Annotated in this window: 13 protein-coding genes and 2 pseudogenes; 9 read left to right on the forward strand and 6 right to left on the reverse strand. The window is 71.1% G+C overall.

Annotated features, from left to right (window positions below):
- The first annotated feature begins 254 nt into the window (after positions 1 to 254).
- The 3 genes from ACH4J0_RS32765 (at position 255) to ACH4J0_RS32775 (ending at position 9,742) form a co-directional block, all read left to right on the forward strand.
- Positions 255 to 1,016, forward strand: a complete 762-nt coding sequence (locus tag ACH4J0_RS32765) for a class I SAM-dependent methyltransferase (protein ID WP_396244580.1) — start codon at positions 255 to 257, stop codon at positions 1,014 to 1,016.
- 144 nt (positions 1,017 to 1,160) lie between these two features.
- Positions 1,161 to 8,897 (forward strand): SDR family NAD(P)-dependent oxidoreductase, encoded by a 7,737-nt coding sequence (locus ACH4J0_RS32770; RefSeq protein ID WP_396244581.1) that lies wholly within the window; start codon positions 1,161 to 1,163, stop codon positions 8,895 to 8,897.
- The gene (locus ACH4J0_RS32775) at positions 8,894 to 9,742 is read left to right on the forward strand and encodes a thioesterase II family protein (RefSeq protein WP_396244583.1); all 849 of its coding nucleotides are present in this window, start codon (positions 8,894 to 8,896) and stop codon (positions 9,740 to 9,742) included. The genes ACH4J0_RS32770 and ACH4J0_RS32775 overlap by 4 nt, the downstream gene beginning before the upstream one ends.
- Before the next feature lie 277 nt (positions 9,743 to 10,019).
- Here the strand turns inward: ACH4J0_RS32775 and ACH4J0_RS32780 are convergent, their stop codons facing one another.
- Positions 10,020 to 10,982: a ferritin family protein gene (locus ACH4J0_RS32780; protein WP_396244585.1), complete on the reverse strand. Its 963-nt coding sequence runs from the start codon at positions 10,980 to 10,982 to the stop codon at positions 10,020 to 10,022.
- Between the two features lie 141 nt (positions 10,983 to 11,123).
- A pseudogene (locus ACH4J0_RS32785) lies at positions 11,124 to 11,658 on the reverse strand (cupin domain-containing protein).
- A gap of 316 nt (positions 11,659 to 11,974) precedes the next feature.
- Here ACH4J0_RS32785 and ACH4J0_RS32790 point away from each other — a divergent pair.
- Positions 11,975 to 12,481 carry a DUF1772 domain-containing protein gene (locus tag ACH4J0_RS32790; RefSeq protein WP_396244586.1) on the forward strand — a complete coding sequence of 169 codons (507 nt, stop codon included), beginning with the start codon at positions 11,975 to 11,977 and terminating at the stop codon, positions 12,479 to 12,481.
- Positions 12,482 to 12,935: 454 nt separating this feature from the next.
- Here ACH4J0_RS32790 and ACH4J0_RS32795 read toward each other — a convergent pair whose 3' ends face one another.
- The 4 genes from ACH4J0_RS32795 to ACH4J0_RS32810 form a co-directional block, all read right to left on the reverse strand.
- Positions 12,936 to 13,946 carry an aldo/keto reductase gene (locus ACH4J0_RS32795; protein WP_396244587.1) on the reverse strand — a complete coding sequence of 337 codons (1,011 nt, stop codon included), beginning with the start codon at positions 13,944 to 13,946 and terminating at the stop codon, positions 12,936 to 12,938.
- A gap of 165 nt (positions 13,947 to 14,111) precedes the next feature.
- Positions 14,112 to 14,435: a hypothetical protein gene (locus ACH4J0_RS32800; protein WP_396244589.1), complete on the reverse strand. Its 324-nt coding sequence runs from the start codon at positions 14,433 to 14,435 to the stop codon at positions 14,112 to 14,114.
- The gene (locus ACH4J0_RS32805; RefSeq protein WP_396244590.1) at positions 14,428 to 15,168 is read right to left on the reverse strand and encodes an SDR family NAD(P)-dependent oxidoreductase; all 741 of its coding nucleotides are present in this window, start codon (positions 15,166 to 15,168) and stop codon (positions 14,428 to 14,430) included. Before ACH4J0_RS32805 ends, ACH4J0_RS32800 begins: the two co-directional genes overlap by 8 nt.
- Positions 15,165 to 15,650, reverse strand: a complete 486-nt coding sequence (locus ACH4J0_RS32810; protein WP_396244591.1) for a Tn3 family transposase — start codon at positions 15,648 to 15,650, stop codon at positions 15,165 to 15,167. The genes ACH4J0_RS32805 and ACH4J0_RS32810 overlap by 4 nt, the downstream gene beginning before the upstream one ends.
- Between ACH4J0_RS32810 and ACH4J0_RS32815 the strand changes: the two genes are divergently transcribed.
- The 5 genes and pseudogenes from ACH4J0_RS32815 to ACH4J0_RS32835 all read left to right on the forward strand — a co-directional run bounded on the left by ACH4J0_RS32815 (position 15,567) and on the right by ACH4J0_RS32835 (position 19,633).
- Positions 15,567 to 16,175 carry an amidohydrolase family protein gene (locus ACH4J0_RS32815; RefSeq protein ID WP_396244593.1) on the forward strand — a complete coding sequence of 203 codons (609 nt, stop codon included), beginning with the start codon at positions 15,567 to 15,569 and terminating at the stop codon, positions 16,173 to 16,175. The two genes, ACH4J0_RS32810 and ACH4J0_RS32815, sit on opposite strands and share 84 nt — an antisense overlap.
- Positions 16,176 to 16,479: 304 nt before the next feature.
- The gene (locus tag ACH4J0_RS32820) at positions 16,480 to 17,013 is read left to right on the forward strand and encodes a SigE family RNA polymerase sigma factor (protein ID WP_396244638.1); all 534 of its coding nucleotides are present in this window, start codon (positions 16,480 to 16,482) and stop codon (positions 17,011 to 17,013) included.
- On the forward strand, positions 17,013 to 17,627 hold the full coding sequence (locus tag ACH4J0_RS32825; RefSeq protein ID WP_396244595.1) for a PASTA domain-containing protein: 615 nt from the start codon (positions 17,013 to 17,015) through the stop codon (positions 17,625 to 17,627). The genes ACH4J0_RS32820 and ACH4J0_RS32825 overlap by 1 nt, the downstream gene beginning before the upstream one ends.
- Positions 17,628 to 17,831: 204 nt before the next feature.
- A pseudogene (locus ACH4J0_RS32830) lies at positions 17,832 to 17,963 on the forward strand (ISL3 family transposase); the annotation flags it as partial.
- Positions 17,964 to 18,295: 332 nt separating this feature from the next.
- Complete coding sequence (locus ACH4J0_RS32835) at positions 18,296 to 19,633, forward strand: DUF4157 domain-containing protein (protein WP_396244640.1); 1,338 nt, start codon at positions 18,296 to 18,298, stop codon at positions 19,631 to 19,633.
- The last annotated feature ends 79 nt before the right edge of the window (positions 19,634 to 19,712 follow it).

Genomic DNA, 19,712 nt, shown 5'->3' on the forward strand with positions numbered 1-19,712 from the left:
GGCCTCGTCAGCCGGTCGAGTGCGGCATCCGTCACCTCAGGAGTCACCGTGCCGTGACCACGGGACACGGCAAGCTCGCGGCCCGCCAGGAGGCGACCGCCCTCGTGGTGGCCGGGAACGAGTGGCTGAGGCCACGACATTCGACAGTCAGCCCAGAAAGGCTCGTCGTTTTGAACCGATTCACTTCCAGGACCGGGCGCCCGCCCGGATCCGAGGCCGCGTCCGGCTACGAGGCGGGGGCTTTCGGCCATCAGATGACCGGTGAGCAGCGTCGGCTGCGGGCGCTGGAGGACCTGTGGGACCCGATCACCGAGCACTACTTGACGCAGGCAGGCGTGCCCGCCACGGCCCGCTGCCTGGAAGTCGGGGCAGGCGCCGGGTCGGTGGCCCGGATGCTGGCCCGGCTCTGCCCGAGCGGTGACGTCACCGCGACGGATATCGACACCCGCTTCTTCGAGGAACTCGCGACCGAGGAACGCATCACCGTCCTGTGCCACGACGTGACCCAGGACGGCTTTCCCGCCGGCAGCTTCGACGTGGTCCACGCCCGGATGGTCCTGTGCCATCTGGCCGACCCCGCAAAGGCGTTGGCCACCATGGCCGAGTGGCTGCGTCCCGGCGGTCTCCTCCTGGTCGAGGATCTCGACCTGGGGCCCGCCGATGCCTCACCCCACCCGGTGATGCGTCAGGGCCTGCTGGCCGCCGAGCGGACCCTCGCGGTCTCGCAGGGCAGCGATCTCCGCCTGGGCCGACGGTTGCAGGCCCTGGTGACCGGTGGCGGCTTCGCCTCGGGCGGCATGGGGGTGCAGCCGGTGATGATCGGTGACGGCGGCCCCGCCGATGAGTTCTGGCACCTGTCGTTCGCCCAGCTCCGCGACTTCCAGGCCCGGAACGACTCCCCCCTGGCCGAGGAGCTGGCAGCGGCACTGTCCTTGATCGACCAACCGGACTTCACGGACCTCGGCATGCACGCCGTCTCCGTCTGGGGTCGCAAGCCCGTGCAACCGATCGGGTAGCCCCTCAGCTCGACAGCTCCGGAGTGGACGCTCCCGCCCCGGTCGGTGCACTTCCTCCAGCGCTTGAGCGCTGATCCGGCACGCCCCGTTGTCGCCCCACCATCCCCGAGATCCGAACCCTTGCCGCTCACGTGGAGGGACTCCATGGCTGAACCCCGTCCATCCTCTCCGTCCAGCTCTCCCGCCTCCGGCCCCGCCTCTGCGCCGGCTGACGCGGTGGCCGTGATCGGGGTGGGCCTGCGGCTGCCGGGCGGCATCCACCGCCTGGACCAGCTCGGGCAGGCCTTGCACGAAGGACGCGACCTGGTCGGCACCATGCCCCCGGACCGCTTCGATACGAGTGCCCTTCGAGCCCGTCGTCCGGGACGACCGGGCAAGTTCCACTCCCTCGCGGGCGGTTTCCTGCCCGAACCGGAAGTCACCGGATTCGACACCTCGTACTTCGGCATCACTCCCAAGGAAGCCTCCCGCATCGATCCGCAGCAGCGTCTGCTGCTCGAATGCGCGGTCGAGGCCCTCGACGACGCCGCCCTCGACATCGATGCCCTCGCCGGCAGCGAAACCGCCGTCGTCACCGGTGTCTCCGCCCACGACTACGCCGACCTCCAGGCGCGCCGCCTGCGTTCGAGCAATCCCTACACCACGACCGGCGGACTCCTGTCGATCACGGCCAACCGCGTCTCGTACGAACTGGATCTGACCGGCCCGTCCAGCGCCGTGGACACCGCCTGCTCCTCCGGTCTGACCGCGCTGCACCAGGCGTGCGAGCACCTGCGTACGGGCCGCAGCCCGCTCGCCCTGGCGGGCGCGGTGAACCTGATGCTGTCGCCGGGCCCCTTCGTCGGCTATGCGCAGGCCGGAGTGATGTCGCCGACGGGGCGTTGCCACCCCTTCGGAGCCGCGGCCGACGGCTTCGTACGCTCCGAGGGCGCCGTGATGCTCGTCCTGAAACCCCTGGCCGCCGCGCTCGCCGACGGCGACCGCGTGCATGCCGTGGTCCTGGCCACCGCGCTCAACTCCGACGGCCGCACCATGGGGCTGTCCGCGCCGAGTTCACGCACCCAGGCCGCTCTGCTGCGCCGTGTGTACGCCGCCGCCGGCGTCGACCCGCGCGACGTGTCCTACGTGGAGGCGCACGGCACCGGCACTCTGGCAGGCGACCCCGTCGAGTGCGCGGCGCTGGGGGAGGTGCTCGGCAGCCACCGTGCCGACGCACCGCTTCCGATCGGTTCGGTCAAGTCCAATCTCGGGCACCTCGAAGCGGCGGCCGGGATGGCGGGAGTCCTGAAGTCGCTGGTCGTGATCAAATCCCGTTCCATTCCGAGGACTTTGCACGCCGATCCACCCAATCCGAAGATCGACTTCGACAGCCTCGGCCTGCAGCCGGTCCTCACCGCTCGCCCCGTTCCCGGCAACGGCCGTGTGGTGGTCGGCATCAACTCCTTCGGGATCGGCGGTGCCAACGCGCACGCCATCCTGGCCGCACCGCCCGTGCGGTCGGCGGTACCAGCCCGGGCTGACGCCGCCGACAGCGCCGCGCTGAGCGAGGCCGCCGCCGGGCCGGTCGCCGGCACCGCGGCGCGGCCGGTTCCGGTCATCGTCTCCGCCCATACGCCGCAGGCGCTGACTGCCGCCCTCGAGTCCTGGGCGGAGCACTTCGCCGCCATGGCCGCGGACCCCTCGCAGGGGCCCGAGGCCCTGTACGACGCGGCCTTCACCTCGTGCCGACGACGGACCCGGCGCCGCCACGGTACGGCCTTCCTCGCGACCGGCCCCGCCCAAGCCGCCGCAGTGCTGGCCCGGGCGGCACGGGGGCAGGAAGCCGCCGCCGCTACCGAACGCCTGGTGAGCGGAGGCCGGATCGGCTTCGTCTTCTGCGGGAACGGGTCCCAGTGGGCGGGCATGGGGGCCGAACTCCTCGGCCAGGACCATGCGTTCACCAGCGAAGTCGAGGCCGTCAGCGAAGAGCTCGAGCCCCTGCTCGGCTGGAAGGTGCGGGAGGAGCTGGCCTGCGCCGATGCCTCCCGTTGGGACCGCACGGAAGTCGCCCAGCCGATGCTGTTCGCCGTCCAGGCGGGCCTGGTCGCCGCCCTGTCCGCCAGGGGCGTCGATCCGCACGCCGTCATGGGACACAGCGTCGGGGAGGTGGCCGCCGCCTACTGTGCCGGTGGCCTCACCCGGGCCCAGGCCTGCCGCGTCATCGCCGCCCGCAGCCTCGCGCAGGCCGCCACCGCGGGTTCGGGCGGCATGGCCGCAGTGGGCCTGGGCGAACGCGCCGCCAGGGAACGGCTCGAGCAGGCTCAGCTGAACGGCCGCGTGGAGATCGCCGCGATCAACTCCGACCAGGACGTCACGCTCGCGGGCTCGCGCGAGGACCTTGCGGCCCTTGGCGCCGCACTGGACTCCGACGGTGTCTTCTTCCGGGACCTGCGCCTCGACTACGCCTTCCACACGGCAGCCATGGAGCCCGTGCGCGACCAGTTGACCCGTGCACTGAAATCCCTGGTGACGGAACCCTTCCGCATTCCGATGGTCTCCACGGTGACCGGCCGCGCCGAGCCGGGGGAGGCCCTGGACGCCGGGTACTGGTGGGCCAACATCCGCCACCCCGTCCGCTTCCACCAGGCCGCCACCGAACTGACCGCCGGGGACGCCGCCTGCGACGTCCTGGTCGAGATCGGTCCCCACCCCGTGCTGACCGCCTACCTGCGACGTGCCACCGCCGACGCTCCCGCCGCCGGCGTGATCGTTCCCACGTTGTCCCGGACATTCGCCACCGTGGACGCGCTGCAACAGACCGTCCTGCGCGTACTCGCAGCCGGGGCAGAGGTGGAGTGGGAGCGTTTCTTCCCCCGTCCCGGCGCGGTCGCCGACCTGCCGACGGTGGAGTGGCAGCGCGAGCGGCACTGGAACGGCGACGCGTCCTGGTGGCAGGAGGACGCCTCCGGTGCGGACACCGCCGACATCCACCCCCTGCTCGGATCCCGCCAAGCCGGGCCGGAAGCAGCGTGGCTGAACCGTCTGGACGCCGACCTGCTGTCCTGGATCGAGGACCACCGGGTCGCGGACGCCGTCGTCTGGCCCGCCGCAGGCTTCGTGGAAATGGCTCTGGCCGCCGCACGGAGCCGACATGACGGGCCGCTCGAAATCACCGGCCTGTCCATCGACCGAGCCCTGACCCTCGACTGGAGCGCCGACCCGGCAAGCCCCGTGGACGGCGACGACGTCCACCTCGCCACCCACCTCGCCCAGGACGGCAGGCTCACCATCCGAAGCCGCACGGGCGAACAGGACTGGACCGAGCACGTCCGCGCCGGCGTGCGGAGTCTGCTGCGCCCACAGCACCCCCGTCTGGACATCGCCGCCCTGAAACGCCGCCTGCCGGAGCAGCATCCCGCCCCCGAGCACTACGCGGCCGCCCATCGGGCCGGTCTCGACTACGGGCCGGCGTTCCGGACCGTCACACAGCTGTACACCGGGGCGGAAGAAGCCGTGGGACGCTACGAGTTCACCGCGCCGATCCAGCCCGAGCCCGCGGTCATCGCCCACCCCACGCTGGTGGACGGCGCCCTGCAGACCTGTCTGCCGCTGATGTTCACCGCGGACCGACCCGCCCCGTTCCTGCCCGCCCGCATCTCCACCATCCGCAGCTGGCGTGCCCTGCCCTCCTCCGGCTTCTGCCACGTCACCCGCGCCCCCGGCCCTGACGCCCTGTGGGACATCGCCGTGTGCGACGACGAGGGTGATGTGTGCGTGGAACTGCTCGGCTGCGAGCTGCGGCGCTTCGAAACCGCGACCGCCGACGAGCCGGACCGCCTCACCGAAGTCCTGCGCGCGGCGCCCGTACCCGGCCAACCCGAGCCCGGCCGGAGCCCGCTGCCCGCCGCTCGGTCACTGCCGGAACTCGTCAGGAGGCAGAACGACGGACGGCTGGGCCGGCTGCACCGGATCAGCGACGTGCTCCGGCCGCGTCTGCTCGAAGTCTGCGCCCACTTCACGGCCGAGGCCGTGCGCCACCTGCTCCCAGCCGCGAAGCACTCCTCGTTCGGCCTGGCCGACCTCGTCGACGCGGGAGTCGAGGCCAAGCACGCGCGGCTTCTCGACGTCCTGCTGGCCCAGGCCGTCAGCGACGGCGTGCTCACCGCCACCGGGCCCGACACCTGGGGCATCACGGCCGCACCGCGCGCCGGGGAACTGTTCCGCCGGCTGCTCGAGGACCATCCCGATCAGTCCGTCACCGTCCTCACCTACGGCGTGTGCGGGGGCCGCCTCGCCGATGTCCTCACCGGTGAGGCCGACCCCCTGGAGATCCTCTTCTCCGACTCCGACAACCTCGTCCAACGGTTCTACGAGGCCAGCACCTTCTTCGTCCCGCACACCCAGGCGCTCGTCGGCTGGATCCGCAACGTCGTCGACGGCTGGCCCGCCGACCGGCCGCTGCGCATCCTCGAGGTCGGCGCCGGCACCGGCGCCACGACCGCGGCCCTGCTGCCGCACCTGCCGTCCGAGCGTGTCCACTACACCTTCACCGACGTGTCACCGGCGTTCTTCCCCGCCGCCGAGAAGCGCTTCCACGCCTTCGACTTCGTCACCCACCGGGTCCTGGACGCAGGCAGCGACCCCGTGGCCCAAGGCTTCGAGCCAGGCGCCTACGACCTCGTCATCGCCGCGAACGTCCTGCACGCCACGAGGGACATCTCCCGCGCCCTGCGCGGCATGGCCACCTTGCTCGCCGACGGCGGCCACCTGGTCGCCCTGGAAACCCACAGCGTGGAACTCCTGGCTCCGGTGTTCGGCCTGCTGGACTCCTTCTGGCTCCCGACCGACCAGGACGTCCGCCCCGACGGTCCACTGGTGCCCTACGACCGCTGGCCCGGCCTCCTCACCGACTGCGGCTTCACGGCCACCGGACAGTACGACGACACCGCCGCCGACCGCCCCTACGTGTCCCTCATCGTCGCCGAGCGCGGCGCCCACGCCGTCCCCGACCGGGCAACGGACCGCACTCCTCCCGGCGCACCGGACGTGCGGGGGTCCTCCGCCGCCCCGAGGGCGCTCGACGACGCGACGCAGCGCTCCTGGCTGCTGAGCACGCCTACCGCCGACGCCCCCACCGAGCTGGTGCACCGACTGACCCGAGCGCTGCTCGCCGCATGCCCCCACGACCGCGTCCACCACGTCACGGAGACGAGCGGCACGGACGCCTGGACCCGCGAACTGACCGCGGCGGCAGACGGACCCGAGGCCCGCCGGCCGGTGAGCGACGTGGTCCTCCTCGCCGAACCGGGCGGTGAAACGGGGCCGCGGCAACACACCGACCGCGGTGTACGGCAGCTCGCCGCGCTGCGTGACCTCACCCGTGCCTGGAGCAGGAGCCCGCAGGCGCGCGAAGGCGAAGCGAACCTGCGGGTCTGGATAATCGACGCCGACAGCCCGCAGCCACCCACCCCGCCGCCCTCCCCCCACGGCGCCCCCCTGTGGGGCGCGGCGCGGAGCCTGGCGAACGAACAACCCTCGCTGAGCGTACGTCGCATCGCCCTGACCGAGCCCGGCAACGACGACACGTTCAAGCGCCTCCTGCACGAACTGCACCACGGACCGCACCGTCTCCGCGGTGGCACAGCCGCGGCGGGCAGCCCTGAAGAGCTCGTCGACGACGAGGTGCTCCTCACGCCGCACGGGCGCTTCGCCACCCGGGTCACCACACTGCCCGCCACCGGGGCCACGTCCGAACCCGGACCCCACTACGCACTGCACGTCGACGCCTACGGACGCCATCCCGTCCTCACCTGGCGCGCGACCACCGCGCTCCACCCGGCCGAAGGAGAGGTCCTCATCCGCACCGCGGCCGCGGCGCTGAACCACCACGACCTGCTCACCGCAACCGGCAGCAGGTCCCTGCCCACGACCCGGCGCCACGGATTCCCGGGCCTCGGCCTGGACTGCGCGGGCACCGTCACCGCGGTCGGCCCCGGGGTCACCGGTCTCGCACCGGGCGACCGCGTCGCGGCCATGGCCCGCACCACCCTGGCCTCCCATGTCCTGGCTTCCAGCGATCACGTCATACCGCTGCCCGACACCATGGACTTCACCGCGGCGGCCACCCTGCCCACCGCGTTCCTCACCGCACACCACGCCCTCCAGCAGTGCGCGGCCCTGACCGAGGACGACACCGTCCTGGTCCACGCCGCCGCCGGGGGCGTCGGGTTGGCCGCCGTGCAACTCGCCCGGCGAGCCGGCGCGCGGGTCATCGCCACGGCCGGCACCCCCGCCAAACGGAGCCTGCTGCGCCTGCTGGGCATCGAGCACGTGCTGGACTCGCGCACCCTGGACTTCGCCGAGCAGGTCGCCGACCTGACCGAAGGCCGCGGCGTGGATGTGGTCCTCAACTCCCTGCCCGGCGAGGCCCGCGTGCGCAGCCTGCAGCTGCTCGCCCCGCAGGGACGCTTCATCGAACTCGGCCGACGCGGCGCGGAGCGGGAGGAGCCGCTGCCCGTTTCCCCGCCGGCCCGCAACGTGTCGTTCTTCGAAGTGGACACACTGGACCTGCAGGCGCGACGAACGCCCGTGGTCCGGCGCCACTTCACGGAGCTGGCCGAAGCCGTTATTACCGGCCGCGTGCGGCCGTTGCCCCATCACACCTTCCCCGCACACCGTTTCGCGGAGGCATTCGGCCTCCTGGACCACGCCCGGCAGACCGGGAAGATCGTCATCAGCTTCGACTCCCCACCACCGGTCGTCGTCTCCGGGCCCGCGCGCGTACTCGACGCCGACGCCGCCTACGTCATCACCGGTGGCCTCGCAGGATTCGGCGCCGCCACGGCCCGCCACCTCGCCGCACGCGGCGCCCGCCACCTCCACCTCATCGGACGCCGGGGCACCCGGACTCCCGGTGCGGCGGACCTGCTCGACGAGCTCCGCGCCGCGAACGTCGAGGTCACCGTGCACCGCGCCGACCTCACGCGGCCCGGTGCCCTCGATCCGGTCCGCTCCGCCCTGCGGGAACGGCGCTTGGGCGGTGTCGTGCACGCCGCCATGGTCCTCGCGGACGCTCCCCTGACCGACTGCACCGACGCCCATTTGGAAACCGTCCTCGCCCCCAAGATCGCCGGACTCCACGCACTCGACGCCCTCGCCGAAGGGCACAGTCCCGACTTCTTTCTCGCCTACAGTTCAGTAGCCGCCCTCGACGGCAACATCCAGCAAGCCCCCTACGTCGCCGCCAACGCCGCGATGGAAGCGCTGATCCGGGCCCGGCACGGATGCGGCAGCCCCGCCCTCGCCGTGCAGTGGGGTGTCATCGCGGACGCCGGATACGTCCACCGCACCGGACGCATCGGCGAGATGGCCTCCTGGGGCATGGCCCCCGTCACCGCGACCGACGCGCTCACCGCCCTCGACCGGCTCCTCGACGCCCGAACGGGACCCGTCGTCGCGCTGGGCCGCTTCGACTGGGACAGCATCAGCCGCGTCCTGCCCGGTCTCAAGGCCCCCAGGACCGGCGCCCTGCTCCAACGGCACCACGTGAGCACCGACGGCCTCACCGCCTTGCACAGCGAACTGGCCACGATGAGCAACGACGAGGCCGTCGTTCTGATCGAGGACAAGGTCGCCGAGCTCGCCGCCGCCGTCCTGCACACCACCGCGGACCGCCTCGACCGCACCATCCGCCTCGACCTGCTCGGCATCGACTCCCTGATGTTCCTCGAACTCTCCACGGCACTGCGCCGACACCTCGGCTGCGAGATCCCCACCCTGGAGCTGATGGGTGCCGCCCACCTCCCCGACATCGCCAAGCGAGCCCTGCACCGCATCCAGCAGCCGGGTTCCCCCGACCCCACCAGGACGGTCGCCGTCCCGGAGCGGAGTGAACAGGCATGAACGCCCATGACCCGACGGGCGGTTCCGCCCGCCGCGCCACCGCCGTCGACCAACCCGACTTCGTCGCCCTGAGCCCGGCTACCGGTGACGAACACCTCCTGCGGCTCTACTGCATGCCGCCCGCAGGGATGAGCGCCCCCTACTTCCAGGCCTTCACCTCCTACCTGCCGGCCACCGTCAGCGTGCACGCCCTGCAACTGCCCGGGCGCGGACGGGCCATCGGCACGGCGGTGCACACCGACCCGCACCACCTCGGACGGCTACTCGCGGAGCGCATCCGCCAGGACGACAACGGCCACCCGTACGCCGTCTTCGGTCACAGCGTGGGAGCGCTCCTCGCCTACGAGACCGTCAAGTGCCTCACCCGCCAGGGGCACCGCCCGCCCACGCTGCTCGCCCTGTCCGCGATGGCCGCCCCCCACCACCCCGACTTCACCACCAGGGCTCCGGATGTCCTGCTCGGCGGGCGGGAGGGAATCGAGAAGCTCTTCGGCCGCCTGCCCGACCACGCCGGCCAGGACCCCAGGGCACTGATCAACACGTGGATCCCGATGCTCGCCGACCTTCTGCTCGCCCTGCAGTTCCCGCCCCACCAGGGACCACCGCTGGACACCCAACTCGCCCTCTACGGAGGCGAGGACGACCCCGTCATCTCGCCGGAGGCCTTGGCAGGCTGGAACGACATCAGCAGCCAACCGGCCACTCCGCGCCTCTTTCCCGGGAATCACACCTACCCCCTCGACAACGTCGAAGCCCTCAGCGCCCGGCTCACCGCCGACATCGCCACTTCCCTACGAGGCCGGGCGTGTCCGGTCAGCGGCTCCGGCTCACATTCCGGCGGGTGAGCCTTTCCAGGGAGGCCACCCGCAGCTGGGACCGCTCGCCGAGACGGAGGAACGGCGCAGGCCGCGGACGACCCGGACGAACGGGACGTGGCGTTCGGTGAGACCTGGCTGAGCTCTTGCCGCCTCCATCGACCAGTTCTCACCCCACGTGATTCCCCCTCGCGCGCTGACCGAACGGAGAAGTCGGTGGTGCTCGGGTCGACCACCACCGACTTGTCCGGCACTGTCCGGTGTGCTCCCGGAGGGGTGTCACCCCGGAAAGGGGCGTTCATCACTGTCAGCCGAGGCCCTTGCGGGCGGTCTGGAATGACCGGGCGTGGTCGGCCTCGTCGGTGGCGTTGTGCTGGAAGAGGGTGGCCGCGGCGGTGTCGCCGGCCGCCTTGGCCTGTCGGGCGAACGTCGGGTACATGGTCTTGGACTCGTAGGTCTCGCCGGCAATCGCCGTGGCCAGGTTCCGGCTCGTGGTGCGGACCGTTCCGGCCAGCGCGGCCTCGCCGGAGAAGTGTTCCTGCAGCTCCACGTTGGAGACGGCGGTGAACAGGCGCGCCAGGGCAGGGTTGCCGCTCTGCTGGGCGTGCTGGGCGTAGAGGGCGTACTTGGCGTGTGCCAGGGCCTCGCCGTGCATGGCGGTGTCGAGGTTGGCCCTGGTCTGCGCCGAGGTGACCTTGGGCTGCCCGGCCGTCACCGTGACGGGGCTGACGGCCGGGGGCGCCGGGATGGCCCCCTTGCCGCTGCGGAGCGCGGTGAGTGCGGCCTTGTACGCGGCCTGGTGGGTTGCCTCGTCCTTGGCGATCTCGGTGAAGAGGTCGGCGGCGGCGGTGTCGCCGGCTGCCTTGGCCTGGCGGGCGAAGGTCGGGTACATGGTGGTGGACTCGTACCCCTCGCCGGTGATGGCGTCGGTGAGGTTGGCCTCGTTGCCGCCCACGAGGCCGCTCAGCGCGGCTTCCTGGGTGAAGTGCTCACCCAGCTCCACGGCGGCCGCCTTCCGGAAGAGGTCGGCAACGGCCGGCCGGCCCTCGCGTTGCGCCTGGGCCGCGAAGAGGGTGTAGGAGGCGTTGGCGAACGCCTCGCCCCGCACGGCCTGGGTGAGGTTGGTGCGTGTCTGTTGCTGCAGGGTCGGGATCGCGGTCCCGGGGGCGGCCGGACTTGCGGCAGCCGGTGCGGCGGTGGCGCCGGCGCACAGCGCGACGCTCGCGGCCAACGTGCCGGTGACCAGAAGGCGTATCGGGTAGGCGGTCATCTCAACCTCCTTGGCGGGCGCCTCGTCGGGCGCCCGAGCCCATCACAGCAGGACGCCCCGGACACGACGATCCGGCATCACCCGGTCAGGTGAATACGCGCCGTGTCGACGGATGCGCGAGGAGCCCACATTCCTGGCCGCCTACCGCTGACGCCGGCCGCCAGGCCTGCGCGATGATCCATCCGTCGGATCCCGCTTCGCATCCGCCGCCCCCGCACCCTCCCGGTGCCGCTGCGGGCTGACTCCCCGTACGCGCTTGAACGCCGTACTGAAGGCGAAGGGGGTGCTGTAGCCGACCTTGCGGGCCACCGCCGCGACGGTGGCGTCCGGTTCGCGCAGAAGGTCGGCCGCCAGGGCCAGCCGCCAGCTCGTCGCACAGTTCACCGTTCGGACCGGTGGAGACCTGGCCGGGCTGGATGACGATGCGGGGCGCGGTGGCGGGGTCGTCGGCGACGGTGTACGGCTCCGGGCCGCGTACCACCGCGATGTCGCCGGGCCGCAGGCGCACGGCCGGTTCGGCGTCGGGCACCACCCATGCCCCGCCGCTGACCAGGTACATCAGCGTCACCGGCGCGCGGTCGGCGATCCGCAGCGACCAGGGCGGGCTGAGGATCGAGCGCAGCAGGAAGGCGCCGCGGGCGCGAGGGCCGTCCAGCAGGGTCGCCAGTGGATCCATGCGCTGAGCCTAGGAGTGGACGATCGCGTATGGCGATGAGTTTTTCGCCGATGGTCCGGCACCGGGCCGTGCGGCTGTACTGACAGGCATGACACCGGATCCGCGAGCCACCGTCCCCCTTCACCCGCACCCGCGCCATCGGGAAGGCCCACACACGGAGAACACGGACACGATCGCCACGGCGCGAACAGAGGACCACCCGCAGCACCCGGCGCCTGGACTCCTGTCCCAGGGGCTTCAGGGGTGTCCACCGCAGTGGGGCACTCCCGCCGCCCGGAACCCGACAGCCCAACCGCGAAACGCCTGGGGAGTATCCGTGAACGGTGACATCCGCGGCATCGTTCTGCTCGCCGCGACGGTACTCACCGGTTTGATGGCCGGGATCTACTTCGCCTTCTCCGTCGCGGTGATGCCAGGGCTCGGGCAGTCGGACGACCGTACGTTCGTCGAGGCGATGCAGCGCATCAACGTGGCGATCCAGAACGGCTGGTTCGGCCTGGCCTTCGGAGGTGCGCTGGTGCTCGGCCTGGTCGCCGCCTTCCAGCATCGGCACGGTGAGGGCCGCCCCGCCCTTCCGTGGATCGTCGCCGGAGTCGTGCTCTATGTGATCTCTCTGCTGATCACGATGGGCCTTGGTGTGCCGCTCAACAATCAGTTGGCGGCGGCCGGCTCCCCGGACAGGATCCACGATCTCGCCGCCGTTCGTGCACGGTTCGAGGCGACGTGGGTGCACTGGAACACTGTGCGCACCCTGGTGACCACCGCATCGCTGATCTGCCTCGTCTGGGCGATACGTATCGCCCGCGGTGCGGGCCGGGCGTGAGGAGCTTCAGCTGCCCGCCACCATTGAGGGCCGGTCCCGGGCGTTGGCCCGGGACCGGCTGCGGGACCTGCTGGAGGGCTGCGTCGTTCTCAACCTGCGCGGTGTCGGGCCTGATCGGGATTCGGGGCGGGTAGGCCCAACCCCTTGGTGGTGTGTCTGATCACCCTGCGAAAGCCGTTCACACCGTCCACACTCGACAAAGAAACCGCAAGTACTGCACGGTGGCCTCGGCAACGTAGCAGAGCTGGCGAGGGACCGGGAAGGTCATGATGCCGCCGAGCGCGTCGAGGTCACCCTGCTGCTGGCCGCGGTGGTGGGCATCCTGCTCACCGCGCCGGCGGGCAGCGCGCGGATCATGCGGTTGCGCGCGACCGCCCGCAAGCACCGCCGGGCCGACCACAGGGCTGTGAAGGCCGATGCCAAGGACTCGTCGAAGGCCCGGCGGTAACCCGGACTACCGGGAGCCCGCCACAGGGCGCGACTTGTAGAAGGACTCCTCCAAGTAGGCGGCCCCGTGCGGCTGGTAGGGCTCCTCCAGGTAGGCGGCCTCGTCCTCGTCGAGTTCGACGTCCACCGCGGCGACCGCGTCGGCCAGCTGGGCGGGCTTGGTGACCCCGACGATGGGCGAGGTCACCGCCGGGTTGCGCATGACCCAGGCCAGGGCGACCTGGGCCGGGGACAGACCCCGCTTGCCCGCGATCTCGTGGACGCGTTCGACCACTGCCTGGTCCCCGTCGCGGTAGAGGATCTTGCCGCCCTCGTCGGTCTCGGCACGCGCCGTGGCGGTGTCCCGGGCCCGCGTCAGCCTGCCCCGGGCCAGCGGGCTCCACGGGATCACGCCGATGCCCTGGTCGGCGCAGAGCGGGAGCATCTCCCGCTCTGCTTCCCGGTGGATGAGGTTGTAGTGGTCCTGCATCGACACGAACCGGGTCCAGCCGTTCAGGTCAGCCAGGTACAGGGCCTTGGTGAACTGCCAGGCGTACATGGAGGAGGCTCCGATGTAGCGGACCTTCCCGGACTTGACCGCGTCGTGCAGCGCCTCGAGGGTTTCCTCGATCGGGGTGTCGTAGTCCCAGCGGTGGATCTGGTACAGGTCGATGTAGTCGGTCCCCAGTCGCTTCAGGGAGGCGTCGAGCTCGGCGAAGATCGCCTTGCGGGACAGCCCGGCGCCGTTCGGGCCGGGGCGCATCCGCATCCAGACCTTGGTGGAGAGAACGACCTCCTCGCGCCGGGTGAAGTCCTTGACCGCCTGGCCGACGATCTCCTCGCTGCTTCCGGCGCTGTACCCGTTGGCCGTGTCGAGGAAGTTGACGCCGGCCTCGAGGGCCTGCCTTATGATGTCCCGGCTGGCGTCCGCGCCCAGCGACCAGGGCTCGCCGCCCCGGTCCGGCTCGCCGAAGCTCATGCAGCCGAGGGTGATGGCGGAGACTTCCAGTCCGGTCGTTCCGAGTTTGATGTATCGCATGCTTCCGACACTAGGAGTTGGAGTGCGCTCTAACGCAATACGTCTCGATCCGGAATTCGGCGGCGTGGGGCATGTGTGCCCTGTCAGGATTCGACCGTTTCGGCCAGACGTACCAGAGAACCCAGTGGTCGCGGGTGACAAACTGTCAATTCTCGTCCAGGCGCGTTACTTCCGTTGGATGGAGAAGTAGCAAGGGTCCTGTTCTTCGGGCTCGCACAGCATGCTCGGGGACGAGGCCCCGTACACGTCCATGGTCTCGGAGTCGTTCAGGACGATGCTCTGCCCCTGGCCGTGGCCGGACGTCCCGGTGCGCGTCCAGTGTCCCGACAGGTAGACGGGCGGCCGTGTCTCCCAGATCCGGTAAGGGTCCTCGCCGATGAAGTTGGTGCGGTATCGGCCGTCCGGTTGCAGCTCCAGCACCCTGCCGCCGACGCCGGTCCACGTTCCGACGAGGGCATGCCCATCGCGGCCCAGCCCGGAGTCAGCCAATCGCGAGCTGTCCGCCGCGCGCCTCGAGAACCGCGCCGGTGATGTAGCTGGCGCGGGGGGAGGCGAGGAACACAACCGCTTCCGCGATTTCTTCAGGGCCTGCGACCCGCCCCAGTACGGTGGTTCGCCCGATCACCTGGAGGGCTTCACCTCCCATCTCCTCCGTCCCGGGGGTATGGACAGGGCCCGGGGCCACGGCGTTCACGCGGACGCCCTGGCCGCCGAACTCGTCAGCCCATACTCGTGTGAGCAGTTCGAGTGCAGCTTTGGAGGCCCCGTAAGCGCCCGTGCCCCGCACCGGCGTGGTAGCCGCCGCCGTGCTCACACTCACGATGGCGCCACGCCCCCGCGCAGCCATTCCCGGGGCGAGGGCACCGACCAGGAGCATCGGCGCGCGTGAGTTGACGGCCATCTGAGCGTCGAACATCTCGGCGGTGGTGTCCGGCGTACTGGCGAACCGGTAGATGCCGGCGTTGTTGATCAAAATGTCCACCTCACCCGCTTCGGCGGCAAGACGCAGGACATCTTCGGAGCTGCTCAGATCGGCAGCAACGAACCGGGCCTTCCCGCCTGCGGCAGCGATCTCCTTGACGGTCTCGGCACCTCGCTGCTCGTCCCGCCCGTGGACGATGACCGAGGCCCCCAAAGCTGCCAGGCGAAGGGCAACGGCCCGGCCGATGCCAGCGGTGGCGCCGGTGACAAGAGCGGTGGATCCGTCCAGTTCTGCAGTCATGGAAAGCTCCTCCAAGCCGAGAGGAACGACATGCTGTCGGTTGTTCCTCGTGTAACTGATGATCCTGACGGTTCATTCCATGGCGAGGACGGACCCACGCCGGGCCGAGCGTTGATCACGGTCCGGCTCGGGGCCGTGGCCCACGTGGTCTCGTCCGTCAGGTACCGAAGTAGCTGCACGGTACGGATCACACGGCCGACCTCGCGGAACGCGGCGTAGGTGGCGGTCTTGTGGGAGCCGGAGCGCAGGCGCTTGAGCAGCGTGGACGAGGAGATGACGCCCTTGCGGACGGAGTCGGCGGACGGCCGGTAGAAGACCGGGCCCTTCCAGTTCCTGATCCTGGGCATCAGGTCGAAGCCCAGCAGGTGCGCCAAGGTGAAGACAGGCAGCGACTGTGGGTGACTCGGCCAGTCGGGCGTGCAGATGGCCAGCTTCGACGGCGGCATTCCCACCTGGAGCCCGGACGCGGCAATGGAGTTCATGGGCCGTCAGGACATCACCGCGCAGGTGCTCTCGGTCGCTTCACCCACCGCCGCCGCATCGCCGGAACCACCGGAGCACCGGCTCTGGCCCGTCGTCTCAACGACGCGGCCGCCCAGATCATCGAGCGGCACCCGAGCCGCTTCGGAGCCCTGGCGCACCTGCCGCTGCTCGACGTGGACGCGGCCCTGACAGAGATCACCCACGCCCTGGACGTGCTGGCACTCGACGGTGTCATCCTGGCGACCAACGACGGCGGCCATCCCGGCGAGCCCGCTCTCGAACCGATCCTGGCGGAGCTCGACCGGCGCCGCGCCACCGTGGTGCTCCACCCCCCACCACCCCGTCTGCTTCGCACAGACCGGGCTGGGCCATCCCGCACCGCTCATCGAGTTCGTCGTCGACGTCGCCCGGTACAGTCCCCGACCTCGGGCGATGCTTTCGGCACGGGCCCAACCCGCACCGGCACGCCCGGCTGCACCCGTCACCCGCCCTGGCCCGGCCGGGAGCGGACAGCGCACTGGTAGCCCCGGGCCTGGCCGGGCCGCGGCGGGTGCACGGGCAGCCACGGGCGGTCGGGCCTAGAGCCCGGTCCGCCGGGCGTCCACACTGTGGCAACTCGATGCCCCCCATCGGTCCTGACCGGCTGCCGGTGGGGGCGTCGGGCGTTCCGGGCCGCTGGCCGAGGTGATGTGTGTCACTCCGGGAGGTTCGGTGCAGCAGGGCGCGGTGAAGGGCCGTCATGGGTGCGGGAACGCTGAAGGAGGAGAACATGAGTGCATCGGCGGGTAGCTGGTGAGGCTGGGCAGGCGCGGCAGGGACACCCGGTGGATCGACTTCGTCGAGTTCGTCCAGCAGCGCTCCGCGGCACTGTTCCGGACCGCCTACATCCTGACCGGAAGTCAGGACAGTGCGGAGGACCTGCTGCAGGAGGCGCTGGAGAAGGCATGCCGGCACTGGAACCGGGTGACCGTCGCGGATTCGCCGGAGGCCTACGTACGCCGGATCGTGGTCAACCTGGCCAACGACCGGTGGCGCAGACTCCGACGGGCCGGTGAGCGACCGGACCGCGCGGACCATGCAGACCCCCACGACCCGTACCGGCTCGTGGACCTTCGCGATGAACTCGTACAGGCGCTCCACGCCCTGCCGATCGGGATGCGCACCGTCGTGGTGCTGCACTACCTGCATGACATGGGCGACCAGGAGATCGCCGAGACACTCCGGATCTCACCCTCCGCCGTGCGCTCGCAACTCGCCCGCGGTCTGGCCAAACTGCGCGCCGCGGCACCGCGGTCCGCACCGCCCGCGCCCGTACCGGACGACGACCGGCCCACTTCTCTGCCCCAGTTCGAAGGTGCGTGATGACCTCCTTCCCGCCCGACGGCCACTTCGGCTCCACCCCGGACCCCGACCTGAGAGAGGCACTGATCCAGGCCATGGACAACTTCGCGAACGACACACATCCCCCCACGTTCGACGGCACCGCCATCCTGCGCCGCACCCGCCGTCGGCGCGCACTGCTCGCGGTCACGGCCTCGGCGGCCGCCATCGTCCTGACCGCGGGCACCGCCTTCGCCCTGCACGGCTCCGACCAGTCCCCGGTCCGACCTGCCTCCGCCCCGCCCGTAGCCTCCGGGACACCCTCTCCCGCGCCGCCGGAGCCGACCTCCACCGCTTCCCCCGCCCCCGACACCGTTTCCCCCGAGTCTCCGACGGGAAGCGCCATGCCTTCTCCCGGCACCCGCACCGAGCCGGCGCCCGGCGACCTCTCCGTCACCGTCCCCGCGGTCCTCGGCATGCCCCAGGGCCAGGCCGAGAAGCTCCTCACGGAAGTCGGACTGAAGATCGACCACATCCAGGACTTCACCGACTGGAAGACCCCCGCTGGCGCGGTGATCAGCAGCGACCCCAGGCCCGGCACCGTCGTCCCCCCGGGCACCGCCGTCACTCTCTTCGTCTCCAAGGGGAAGCCCTGACGTCACCGGCCGCGGCAGCGGGCGGACGGCCCAGCGGGCCGCCGCCGGTGAGCGCCGACCGGTCGCGTCAGACCGGCTCGGCGATCAAGGCGGCGGCTCCCGGCCGGAAACCGACGTGGGCCGGGGACGAAGTGCGGTGCCCAGTCTCCGGTGAGGCTGATGGGTCGGCAGACCTGGTGGCGGTGCCTGGTGCAGGGGAACTTCGTGGACCACGACAGCGGCGGCCTGGTGTGGGCTGCCGCCGGGCGGGACGAAGAGACGCTGCGCTCCTTCTTCGACCTGCTGAGCGAGGAACGCTCCTCCAAGATCACCCTGGGGCGCTCGTGGGTCAACTGGCGGTAGGAGGAGCGGGCCGGACGCCCACGTGGATGTCCGTGCCCGGGCTGCTCCATTTCGCCGCCATGCGGCCCGGTAAGTGTCCGACAGGGCAGGAAATCGTGCCCTCAGCGACCTGGATCCTTCGGGCGGCCTTGGCGTATCAAGGTGATGACCTCCAAGTCCCGTCCCGGAAGGCCACGATGCGCGCCCACGAACCAGATCGCACCTCAGCCGACCGAGGACGTCAGCGGGAGCCGGGGCGCGTCCCGACCCGGGCACCAGGCCCAGCGAGCACAGCGCCCAGCCTGCTCGCGCTCCAGGCCGCCGTGGGCAACGCGGCAGTCGTGCAGATGCTTCGTCAGGCCCGCCATCCCCGGACCCAGGGCCGGCATGAGGACCGGCACCGGCACTCGGCCGACTGCGGGCATCAGCAGAACGAGCAGGCCGCACCCGCGCTGCAGCGGTCCGCCGTCCACGCCGTACTCCGCAGCCCGGGCCGCCCTCTGGACGACGCAACCCGGGCTGACATGGAGGCACGGCTCGGCGCGGACTTCTCCGACGTCCGGATCCACAACGACGCCGCCGCCAAGGCGTCGGCCGCCGAAGTCGGCGCCCGCGCCTACACCAGCGGCAGCCACGTCGTCATCGGCGACGGCGGAGCGGACAAGCACACCCTTGCCCACGAACTCACGCATGTCATCCAGCAACGCCAGGGTCCCGTGGCCGGCACCGCCAACGGATCCGGGCTGAGGGTCTCCGATCCGGGTGACCGCTTCGAGCGGGCTGCCGAAGCCAACGCCCAGCGCGTCATGCGGGCTCCGGCGCCGCGGCAGACGGCAGAGGAGGGCGAACGGGAGCAAGCGGCACGCGAGTACTCTCCCTCGACGGGCGCCGGGACCGTGCAGCGGGCGCCTGAGCAGACCCTGGGCAGCACCATCTCGCAGTCGATCCAGCAGTTCGAACCACAGATCACGGAGCTGGCCGCCGCCGTCGGCACCACGCCCGAAAACGTTCTCAACGCCCTGCTCGACCCCGCCTACGACCCGATGGGGGCGCACGAGATCGCGCCGCAGATCCTGGACAGCAACCTCAAGGACCCGATCGAGTACGCGGCGTGCTTCCCCACCGCGCACGCCCTGTTCCCGGTGCTGTCCGATCCCGCCACGAACCCGCCTGCCCAGGGCCCCAACCCCGAAAAGGCCGCCGACATCCACGAGTTCCAGGCGGCGGTGCGCACACTGACAGACTCGATCACCGAGGCCTGGACGCAAGGTCTGCAGTCGGTGTTCCGCATCGAGTACGCGGGCCACGGCTTCACCCTGGTGATCCGGATGGCCGAGGACGGGCAGGCGCACATCGAGCTCATCGAGAGCTTGGCTCACGCGGCTGGGATCATCCCGTCGTTGCAGGGGCGGGGAATGCCCTTCAACCACGTGGTGACCGCCCTGACCATGATGTCCTCCAACGATGTGAACGAGCGGGTGGAGGGAGCGCGCGGGCTCGGCTGGAACGCCCACGCGCTCTACCTCGGCGATCCGCAGCCGACCGAACGGGAGCGCTTCCCCCAGACGCGGATGAAGTGGTGGCGGCAGCCGCTGTCCGCCCAGTGGGGCGAGAACTGGGGCACCCAGTTCAGGCTGCGCTTCAACTTCGTCGCCCAGACTTACGGCACCACCCAGTTGCCCTGACCAGGAGCGCCCCGTGGGCTGGCCCGAGCCCAGGTCGTTCTGGAACTGCTGTTGGCGGCCGTCCTGAAACGCCCAGTGG

Source organism: Kitasatospora sp. NPDC017646 (assembly GCF_044329365.1).
Classification (GTDB): Bacteria; Actinomycetota; Actinomycetes; order Streptomycetales; family Streptomycetaceae; genus Kitasatospora.

Coding starts and splice junctions, on each gene's coding strand:
- ACH4J0_RS32765 (WP_396244580.1), top strand. CDS start 255: ATGACCGGTGAGCAGCGTCGGCTGCGGGCGCTGGAGGACCTGTGGGAC.
- ACH4J0_RS32770 (WP_396244581.1), top strand. CDS start 1,161: ATGGCTGAACCCCGTCCATCCTCTCCGTCCAGCTCTCCCGCCTCCGGC.
- ACH4J0_RS32775 (WP_396244583.1), top strand. CDS start 8,894: ATGAACGCCCATGACCCGACGGGCGGTTCCGCCCGCCGCGCCACCGCC.
- ACH4J0_RS32780 (WP_396244585.1), bottom strand. CDS start 10,982: ATGACCGCCTACCCGATACGCCTTCTGGTCACCGGCACGTTGGCCGCG.
- ACH4J0_RS32795 (WP_396244587.1), bottom strand. CDS start 13,946: ATGCGATACATCAAACTCGGAACGACCGGACTGGAAGTCTCCGCCATC.
- ACH4J0_RS32805 (WP_396244590.1), bottom strand. CDS start 15,168: ATGACTGCAGAACTGGACGGATCCACCGCTCTTGTCACCGGCGCCACC.
- ACH4J0_RS32810 (WP_396244591.1), bottom strand. CDS start 15,650: ATGAACTCCATTGCCGCGTCCGGGCTCCAGGTGGGAATGCCGCCGTCG.
- ACH4J0_RS32825 (WP_396244595.1), top strand. CDS start 17,013: ATGACCTCCTTCCCGCCCGACGGCCACTTCGGCTCCACCCCGGACCCC.
- ACH4J0_RS32835 (WP_396244640.1), top strand. CDS start 18,296: ATGCTTCGTCAGGCCCGCCATCCCCGGACCCAGGGCCGGCATGAGGAC.